Origin of the sequence: Streptomyces sp. CBMA123 (genome assembly GCF_014596465.1) — a bacterium.
Classification (GTDB): domain Bacteria; phylum Actinomycetota; class Actinomycetes; order Streptomycetales; family Streptomycetaceae; genus Kitasatospora.
In genome coordinates this window covers 25104-32471 of record NZ_MECK01000631.1, presented here as the reverse complement: position 1 = coordinate 32471, position 7368 = coordinate 25104, and the positions used below count along the sequence as shown (strand labels likewise).

Genomic DNA, 7368 nt, shown 5'->3' with positions numbered 1-7368 from the left:
GAAGTCGCGCACCCGCCAGCCCTGCGCCCGGGCGTGCCGCCGCAGCGCGCCGTCCGGGTTCACCACGTACGGGTGGCCGACCAGCGAGAGCATCGGGATGTCGTTGGCGGAGTCGCTGTAGGCGGCGCAGCGGTCGAGGTCCAGCCGCTCGCGCCGGGCCAGCGCGTTCACCGCGGCGGCCTTGGCCGGGCCGTGCAGCAGGTCGCCGACCAGCCGTCCGGTGTAGTGGCCGTCCCGGGCCTCGGCGACGGTGCCCAGCGCGCCGGTCATGCCGAGCCGCCGGGCGATGATCCGGGCCACCTCCAGCGGGGCGGCGGTCACCAGCCAGACCCGCTGGCCGGCGTCCAGGTGCATCTGGACCAGGGCGCGGGTGCCGGGCCAGATCTTGTCGGCGACGACCTGCTCGAAGACCTCCTCGCAGATCACCTCCAGGTCGGCGGTGCGCTTGCCGGCGACGATGCCGAGGGCGGTGTTCCGGGCGTCCGAGATGTGGTCCGGGTCCTCGGTGCCGTTCAGCCGGAAGAGCGCCTGCTGCCAGGCGAAGCGGGCGATGTCGCGGCGGGTGAGGAAGCCGTGCCGGTAGAGGCCGACGCCGAGGTAGAAGATCGCGGCGCCGCGCAGGATGGTGTTGTCGCAGTCGAAGAAGGCGGCGGCGCGCGGGTCGTCCTGGTCGGGGGTGTGGTTCCCGGCCGGCGGCTTGGGGGCCTTTCCGGGCCTGCCCGCGGCCGGGGCCTCCGGCTTCGCCTCCGCGGCCGCCTCGGGGGCGTCCGTCCCGGGGCCGCTTCCGGCGGTGTCGTTCCCCGCGGGGGCGTCCACGAGGGTGTCGCCGATGGCGGGGGAGAGCAGCGGCTCGGCGCGCAGCGCGGCCTCGGCGGCCGCCGCCGCGGCCTCGCCCGCCAGAGCGCTCCGCTCGGTGGTGGAGCGCCTCGCCTGGGTGAGCCTTCGGAGCACGGCCATGTCATCGAGCATATCCAGCCGGGCGGGGAGCGGCCGTGACGGAGCCGTGCCCGTGCGGTGAACAGCTCCCCGCCGCCCCGGGGCGGGCGGGTGGGCAGCCGCCACAATGGCGGGGTGAGCCCACTGCTGCGACGTAAGAGCCCCGAGCCGGCGGACCGTACCGTGACCCTGGTCGGCAAGCCCGGCTGCCACCTGTGCGACGAGGCCCGGGAGGTGATCGTCCGGGTGACGGCGGAGCTGGGCGCGGCCTTCGAGGAGAAGGACATCACCCAGGACGAGGAGCTGTACCGCCGCTACTGGGAGCAGATCCCGGTCACCCTGATCGACGGTCGCCAGCACGACTTCTGGCGGGTCGACGAGAGCCGGCTGCGCAAGGCCCTGGGGGCCTGAGCGGGCCCTCGGGCGTGCACCACCGCCCCCGCCGACCGGCGGGGGCGGTTCGCCGAATCGTTGCCAAAGACACTCCGTCCGGGCTTGGGGCGGGGCGCCCCGGTCGGCTTACGATCGAACGCGTTTGCGCCCGTGGGGGGCTGAGCACACGAGGAGTGCCGCCATGCTTCCCCGCCCGGTCCCAGGGATGCCCGGAGGTTCCGAGGGCTTCGCGGTGGTGGACGTGGAGGCGACCGGCCGCAGCCCGTGGCGGCACCGGGTGGTCGAGGTGGCGGTGGTGCTGCTGGACGCCCGGCTCCGCCCCGAGGGCGAGTTCGCGACCCTGCTGGACCCGCTGGGCCCGGTCGGCCCGACCCATGTGCACCGGATACGCCAGGCCGACGTCGAGGGCGCCCCGCGCTTCCGGGAGATCGCCCCCCGGCTGCTGGAGCTGCTGGCCGGCCGGGTGCTGGTCGGCCATCACGTCAGTTGCGACCACGCCTTCCTGGACCGCGAATTCGCCCGGATCGGGGTGGCGCTGCCGCCCGTCCCGCTGCTGTGCACGATGGGGCTGGCCCGCGCCCACCTGCCGGAGGCCCGTGGCCACGGCCTGGCGGCCTGTGCGGAGGCGGCCGGTCTGGGCTGGTTCCCGGCGCACACCGCGCTGGGCGACGCCCGGGTGACGGCGGCGCTGCTGCGGCACTGCGCGGGTGCCCCGTCCTGCCCGCCGGACGACTGGACCGGCCCGCTGCGCGAGGCTGCCGGAGTGCCCTGGCCGCGGCTGGGCCGGGCCCGTTCGCGCCCGTCCGGCGACGCCGTCCCGCTGGTGCGCCGGGAGGCGCCGTACGGCCCCTGGCTGCCCGGTCCCGCGGCCCCGGAGGTCGTTCCGACGCAGGCCGGTGCTATGGGTTCGACGGCGTGATGCGCATCACTGTGCCGGGACAAAACGGACACCATCTTTGTGCACACGTTCACAAACGCTTAGCCTGGCTGCCAAAGCCCAGCTTCACCCACAGGAGCACCGTGGCAATCGGCCGATCACCACAGAGCAGTTCGCAGACGCCCGACCAGGGCGCCGCGCGCCGACCCTCGCGCGCCCGGGGCATCCCGGAGGCGACCGTCGCCCGGCTTCCCCTCTACCTGCGGGCCCTCACCGCGCTCTCCGAGCGCTCGGTGCCGACCGTCTCCTCCGAGGAGCTGGCCGCCGCGGCCGGCGTGAACTCGGCCAAGCTGCGCAAGGACTTCTCCTACCTCGGCTCCTACGGCACCCGCGGCGTCGGCTACGACGTCGAGTACCTCGTCTACCAGATCTCCCGCGAGCTCGGTCTGACCCAGGACTGGCCGGTCGTCATCGTCGGCATCGGGAACCTCGGCCACGCCCTCGCCAACTACGGCGGCTTCGCCTCCCGCGGGTTCCGGGTCGCCGCCCTGTTGGACGCCGACCCCAACGTGGTCGGTTCCACCGCCGCGGGGCTGCCGGTGCGCCACATGGACGAGCTGGAGGCGATCGTCGAGAGCCAGCACGTCTCGATCGGTGTGATCACCACCCCGCCCGGCGCCGCCCAGCAGGTGTGCGACCGGCTGGTCGAGGCGGGCGTCACCAGCATCCTCAACTTCGCCCCGACCGTGCTGACCGTCCCGGACGGCGTGGACGTGCGCAAGGTGGACCTCTCCATCGAGCTGCAGATCCTCGCCTTCCACGAGCAGCGCAAGGCCGGCGAGGAGACCGACCGCACCGAGTCCGTGCTGGACCGCGCCCCCGGCCCGGTCCGGGCGGCCGCGGCCAAGCTGCGCCGGGCGGCCGGCGGCAGCGGCAAGGGCCGCGGCGGCGCCGAGCCGGAGGCCAACGACCAGGCCGAGCAGTCGGCCAAGGGCAAGTCCGCCAAGGGCGGCGAGGGCGAGCTGTCCGCGGTGATGCCCGCATGAACACCGAAAGCTGTGGGGGACGGGCATGAGTCTTCTCGTCGTCGGACTGAGCCACCGGACGGCGTCGGTCGGCGTGCTGGAGCGCGCCGCGCTGACCGGTGAGGTCCCGACCCGGCTGCTGCACGACGCGGCTGCGTCCTCGACCGTCGCCGAGGCCGCGCTGCTCAACACCTGCAACCGGATCGAGCTGTACGCGGACGTGGACAAGTTCCACGCGGGCGTCGCCGAGCTGTCGCTGCTGCTGGCCCACCACAGCGGGGTGGACCTGGAGGAGCTGACCTCCCACCTGTACGTCCACTACGAGGACCGCGCCGTCCACCACCTCTTCTCGGTGGCCTGCGGCCTGGACTCGATGGTGGTCGGCGAGGGCCAGATCCTCGGCCAGCTGCGCGACGCGCTGGCCAAGGCCCAGGACGAGCACACCGCCGGGCGCGGCCTGAACGAGCTGTTCCAGCAGGCCCTGCGGGTCGGCAAGCGGGCGCACAGCGAGACCGGCATCGACAAGGCCGGCCAGTCGCTGGTCACCTTCGGCCTGGAGCAGGTCGCCGCGGGCGCGGGCGGGATCGCCGGCAAGCGCGCGCTGGTGGTCGGGGCCGGCTCGATGAGCTCGCTGGCCGCCGCCACCCTGGTCCGCTCCGGGGTCACCGACCTGCTGATCGCCAACCGCACCCCGGCCCGCGCCGAGCGCCTGGTGGAGATCCTCGGCCCGGACGTGGCCCGCGCCCTGGACCTCGCCAAGGTGCCCGAGGCGCTGGCCGACGTCGACCTGGTGATCTCCTGCACCGGCGCGGCCGGTGTGGTGGTCCGGGCCGAGGACGTGGCCGCCGCCGTCGCCTCCCGCACGTCCCCCGAGCCGCTGGCGCTGCTCGACCTCGCCATGCCGCGCGACGTCGACCACGCCGTGCACGAGCTGGCCGGCGCCCTGCTGGTCGACCTGGAGAGCCTCTCCCACGCGCACGCCGCCAGCCCCGGCGCCGGCGACGTCGACGAGGTCACCCGGATCGTCTCCGACGAGGTGACCGCCTTCGGCGCCGCCCAGCGGGCCGCCCGGATCGCGCCGACCGTGGTCGCCCTGCGGGCGATGGCCTCCGACGTGGTCGCCGCCGAACTGGGCCGGCTGGACTCCCGGCTGCCCGACCTGGACGAGCGCTCCCGCGCCGAGATCACCCAGACCGTCCGTCGCGTCGTCGACAAGCTGCTGCACGCCCCGACCGTCCGGGTGAAGCAGCTGGCCGCCGAGCCCGGCGGCGCCTCCTACGCGGACGCCCTGCGCGAGCTGTTCGACCTCGACCCGGCAGCCGTGCACGCCGTGTCGGGCACGCCCGTCGGCGGCCGCCCCCAGCCTTCGGCCGGGAGCACCAGATGAACCGTCAGCCATCCCACGAGTACCACCGGGACGATCACCTCATGAATGGTCAACCGCTCACCGAGCAGGCTCCGGCCGCCGCCCTGCGCCTCGGCACCCGGCGCAGCGCGCTCGCCATGGCCCAGTCGGGCATGGTCGCCCGCGAGGTGACCAGGCTCACCGGCCGCCCCGTCGAGCTGGTCGAGATCACCACCTACGGCGACACCTCCCGGGAGGCGCTCGCGCAGATCGGCGGCACCGGCGTGTTCGTCTCCGCGCTGCGGGACGCCCTGCAGGAGGGCCGGATCGACTTCGCCGTGCACTCGCTCAAGGACCTGCCCACCGCCGCCCCCGAGGGTCTGGCGCTGGCCGCCGTCCCCGTGCGCGAGGACGCCCGGGACGCCCTGGTCGCCGCCGAGGGCCTGACCCTGGACGAGCTGGTGGAGAAGCTGGCCGGGGCCGGCCGCCCGGCCCGGATAGGCACCGGCTCCCCACGCCGGATGGCCCAGCTGAACGCCTGGGCCCGGGCCCGCGAGGCCCAGCTGGAGACCGTCGCGATCCGCGGCAACGTGGACACCCGGATCGGCTACGTGAGCGCCGGCGAGCTGGACGCCGTGGTGCTGGCCACCGCCGGACTCAACCGGCTCGGCCGCAGCGCCGAGATCTCCCAGCACCTCGACCACGAGCTGATGCTCCCGGCCCCCGGCCAGGGCGCGCTGGCGATCGAGTGCACCACCGCCAACGCTGAGCTGACCGCCGCGCTCGCCCTGCTGGACCACGCCCCCACCAGGGTCGCCGTGGCCGCCGAGCGCGCCCTGCTGGCCGCCCTGGAGGCCGGCTGCTCGGCCCCGGTGGCCGCACTGGCCACCTGGGGCCGGGAGAACGAACTGCAGCTGGACGGCGTGGTCGGCGACCCCGACGGCACCGCCCTGCTGAAGATGTCCGCCAACGGTCCGATCGTCCTCGACGAGACCGCCGAGCGGCAGGCGCGGGCCCTCGGCCACGCCCTGGCCGTCCGGCTGCTCGACGCGGGCGCGGCCACCCTGATGGGGGAGCGAGCCCGATGAGCCCCACCGCCGCCACCGACGCCCTGTTCCCCGCCGGGCAGCCCACCGGACGGTGCACCTTCCTGGGGGCGGGCCCCGGTGACCCGGGCCTGCTGACCCTGCGCGCCGTCGAGGTGCTGTCCTCGGCCGACGTCCTGGTCGCCGACCCGCTGACCGCCGCGGCCGTGCGCACCCACTGCCCGGCCGGCGTGCAGGTGCACGCCCCGGCCGCCGAGGGCACCGACTTCGACCTGGCCAAGCTGGTCGCCGACGCCGTCCGGGCCGGCAAGCACGTGGTCCGCACCGTCGACGGCGACCCGGGCCTGGACGGCTGCGCCGCCGAGGAGATGCTCAGCTGCGCGGGCGACGGGATCCCCTTCGAGGTGATCCCGGGCGTCGCCCAGTCGGTCGGCGTCCCGGCGTACGCGGGCGTCCCGCTGCGCGGCGCGACCGGCACCGACGTCCGCTTCGTGGACGGCGGCCAGCTGCTGTCCGGCGCCCCGGTCGACCTGGGCGCGCCGGAGACCACCCTGGTGGTCCGCACCACCCTGGGCCAGCTGCCGGCCACCGCGAGCGCGCTGGTCTCCAACGGCCGCAAGCCGGAGTCGGCGCTGAGCGCCACCCTCTCCGGCACCACCACCCGCCAGCGCACCTTCACCTCCACGCTGTCCACCATCGCGGCCGACCTCAAGGTGGCCCGGGTGCTGCCCTCGCCGGTCTCCGCCCCGGTGGACCCGGCGACCTCGGTGATAGCCGTGGTGGGCGAGCAGGTCGCCCACCGCGCCTCGCACTCGTGGTTCGAGACCAAGCCGCTGTTCGGCTGGAACGTCCTCGTGCCGCGCACCAAGGAGCAGGCCCACGGCCTGTCCGAGCAGCTGCGCTCGTACGGCGCGGTGCCGCAGGAGGTGCCGACCATCGCGGTCGAGCCGCCGCGCACCCCGCAGCAGATGGAGCGGGCCATCAAGGGCCTGGTCACCGGCCGCTACGAGTGGATCGCCTTCACCTCGGTGAACGCCGTCCGCGCCGTCCGGGAGAAGTTCGAGGAGTACGGCCTGGACGCCCGGGCGTTCGCCGGGATCAAGGTCGCGGCGGTCGGCGAGACCACCGCCCAGGCCCTGGTGGACTTCGGCGTGAAGCCGGACCTGGTGCCCTCCGGCGAGCAGTCCGCCGCCGGGCTGCTGGAGGACTGGCCGCCGTACGACCCGGTCTTCGACCCGATCGACCGGGTGCTGCTGCCGCGCGCCGACATCGCCACCGAGACCCTGGTGGCCGGCCTGGTCGAGCTCGGCTGGGAGGTCGACGACGTGACGGCGTACCGGACGGTGCGCGCCTCGCCGCCGCCGGCCGAGACCCGGGAGGCGATCAAGGGCGGCGGCTTCGACGCGGTGCTGTTCACCTCGTCCTCGACCGTCCGGAACCTGGTCGGCATCGCCGGCAAGCCGCACAACGTCACGGTCATCGCCTGCATCGGTCCGGCCACCGCCAAGACCGCCGAGGAGCACGGCCTGCGGGTCGACGTGATGGCCCCGGCGCCGTCGGCGGCCGCGCTGGCCCAGGCACTGGCAGACTTCGGGGCCAGGCGCCGGGACACCGCGACGGCCGCGGGCGAGCCGGTCTACCGGCCCAGCGAGCGCCGTCCGGGCTCCCGCCGCAAGGCCCGCTGAGGGTACCCCCAACTATGGTGTCGGGGGCGGCGGTTCGCCGCCCCCTGCGCTGCACAACCGT

Annotated in this window: 7 protein-coding genes; 6 read left to right on the top strand and 1 reads right to left on the bottom strand. The window is 75.1% G+C overall.

The genetic code is table 11. From position 1 onward, the window contains the following. A partial coding sequence (locus BG452_RS43120) for an HAD family hydrolase (protein WP_188309846.1) occupies positions 1-957 on the bottom strand: 957 nt, incomplete at its 3' end. A 114-nt stretch (positions 958-1071) separates the two neighbouring features. Between BG452_RS43120 and BG452_RS43115 the strand changes: the two genes are divergently transcribed. From BG452_RS43115 to BG452_RS43090, 6 genes are all read left to right on the top strand, one after another. After that, positions 1072-1347, top strand: a complete 276-nt coding sequence (locus tag BG452_RS43115) for a glutaredoxin family protein (RefSeq protein ID WP_188309845.1) — start codon at positions 1072-1074, stop codon at positions 1345-1347. A gap of 187 nt (positions 1348-1534) precedes the next feature. Further along, positions 1535-2248: a 3'-5' exonuclease gene (locus tag BG452_RS43110; RefSeq protein ID WP_188309844.1), complete on the top strand. Its 714-nt coding sequence runs from the start codon at positions 1535-1537 to the stop codon at positions 2246-2248. Positions 2249-2355: 107 nt separating this feature from the next. Continuing rightward, positions 2356-3252, top strand: a complete 897-nt coding sequence (locus BG452_RS43105; RefSeq protein ID WP_188309851.1) for a redox-sensing transcriptional repressor Rex — start codon at positions 2356-2358, stop codon at positions 3250-3252. A 25-nt stretch (positions 3253-3277) separates the two neighbouring features. Further along, a complete protein-coding gene (locus BG452_RS43100) occupies positions 3278-4618 on the top strand; it encodes a glutamyl-tRNA reductase (RefSeq protein ID WP_188309843.1) in 1341 nt (446 codons plus the stop codon). Between the two features lie 41 nt (positions 4619-4659). Further along, positions 4660-5664 (top strand): hydroxymethylbilane synthase, encoded by a 1005-nt coding sequence (gene hemC / locus BG452_RS43095; RefSeq protein ID WP_188309842.1) that lies wholly within the window; start codon positions 4660-4662, stop codon positions 5662-5664. Further along, the gene (locus BG452_RS43090; protein WP_188309841.1) at positions 5661-7307 is read left to right on the top strand and encodes a uroporphyrinogen-III synthase; all 1647 of its coding nucleotides are present in this window, start codon (positions 5661-5663) and stop codon (positions 7305-7307) included. The genes hemC and BG452_RS43090 overlap by 4 nt, the downstream gene beginning before the upstream one ends. The last annotated feature ends 61 nt before the right edge of the window (positions 7308-7368 follow it).